This is a genomic window from Bradyrhizobium sp. P2_E8 (assembly GCF_056403875.1).
This window is the reverse complement of sequence record NZ_JBFUES010001554.1, coordinates 1-1,140: the sequence shown is the minus strand read 5'-3', so window position 1 is coordinate 1,140 and position 1,140 is coordinate 1. Positions and strand designations below refer to the sequence as shown.

The following is a 1,140-nucleotide window of genomic DNA, read 5'->3' as shown; positions in this document are numbered from 1 at the left end:
AATATCTCCACCGCCGCAGCCTTTTGGCGGGCTACGGGCGGGTCTGGTGTGGCGATCGGAAGCGGCGAGCGCCATCTACCACATCGGCCGCCCCCGGCCAAGGGTTTGCGGGTCGGGCCTGATATTTATGCAAGATATGGTGGGATTGAAGGATCTGGACGCTGGTGCGGTTGTCTGGAACCGCCCCGTTCCGATTCCCTGAAGGGGCCGTTTTGGACCTCAAGGCCCTGCCGGCCGATGAGGGCCGCCGCCCCTTTCCTCTTTAGAGCCCCGTATACCCCGACTTCACGGGGTCCACGCTGCCGTCGAGCTGGCGCAAATAGGTCAGGCCGCAAACCGTCAACCTGTGGGTGTCCTTCTCGCCGGCTTCCATCAACGTCTTGAGGTAGTTCGTGACCTTGGCCCGTGCCTCCTCGCTGGCCGCGGCGGTGCGGTTGGCGAGCAGGTCATAGGTCTGCATGATGCGGTCGATGGCAGCTTCCATGGCACCCTCTGGTTCTCTGGAATATCGGGAGTTCTGATCAGGCAACCGCGCGGGCCTCGGACTGCGTCTCGAACCGGCCGATCGCCTTGTTGGCGAGCCTGATCTTGTTGAATTCGCCGTGCTGGAGCAGCTTGATGATGATCTCCAGCAGGTGTTCGTTGGTGACGAGCGTGTCCGGAATTGCGCCGGAGCGGCGGAGGTAATTCGCGGCGATGGCATAGGCATCGCTCACGAGTTCGACGTTCACAGCCTGCAACCCGCGCCCGACCAGCATCGCATCCCTCCGATCCAGAGGAACAACGGCGATGCCGGGACCTGGTTCCATCCGGACGGCGAATTTTCTCGCAGCTGCGAAACGACAAAACGCACCGGTCCGGGGAGATCCCGGGCCGGTGCGCTTGGGGAAGTCAGGCACGTTCACAAGGCTTGCCGGTCTTGTTGCGGGCCGGCTTGGCCATGATCCGTTTTGGAACTCAGAGCCGATACAGGATCTGGTCGGTCCAGAACCGCTCGAGACGGTGCAGCGACTTGTTGAGGGTCGAGAATTCCTCGCCCGAGATGCCGCCGACCTGCTCGACCGTCTTGACGTGCTTCTGATAGAGCGAGTCGACGATGCGGCGGACTTCCTGGCCCTGCGGCGTCAGGCGGATGCGCAC

At 62.8% G+C, this 1,140-nt stretch carries 3 protein-coding genes and 1 pseudogene; 1 reads left to right on the top strand and 3 read right to left on the bottom strand.

Going from position 1 to position 1,140, the window contains the following annotated elements; translation table 11 throughout:
- Positions 1 to 202 (top strand): hypothetical protein (locus tag AC1D00_RS42250; RefSeq protein ID WP_477014794.1); only part of this gene is annotated, 202 nt, incomplete at its 5' end.
- 60 nt (positions 203 to 262) lie between these two features.
- On the opposite strand, the gene AC1D00_RS42245 is transcribed toward AC1D00_RS42250, so the two are convergent.
- From AC1D00_RS42245 to AC1D00_RS42235, 3 genes and pseudogenes are all read right to left on the bottom strand, one after another.
- Complete coding sequence (locus tag AC1D00_RS42245) at positions 263 to 484, bottom strand: hypothetical protein (protein ID WP_135176085.1); 222 nt, start codon at positions 482 to 484, stop codon at positions 263 to 265.
- Between the two features lie 37 nt (positions 485 to 521).
- Positions 522 to 758 carry a hypothetical protein gene (locus AC1D00_RS42240; protein WP_027548260.1) on the bottom strand — a complete coding sequence of 79 codons (237 nt, stop codon included), beginning with the start codon at positions 756 to 758 and terminating at the stop codon, positions 522 to 524.
- Positions 759 to 957: 199 nt separating this feature from the next.
- Positions 958 to 1,140: pseudogene (locus tag AC1D00_RS42235) on the bottom strand (MarR family transcriptional regulator); the annotation flags it as partial.

What these genes read in the sequence shown, in the direction of transcription:
- AC1D00_RS42245 (WP_135176085.1), bottom strand. Translation starts at nt 484, where the DNA reads ATGGAAGCTGCCATCGACCGCATCATGCAGACCTATGACCTGCTCGCC.
- AC1D00_RS42240 (WP_027548260.1), bottom strand. Translation starts at nt 758, where the DNA reads ATGCTGGTCGGGCGCGGGTTGCAGGCTGTGAACGTCGAACTCGTGAGC.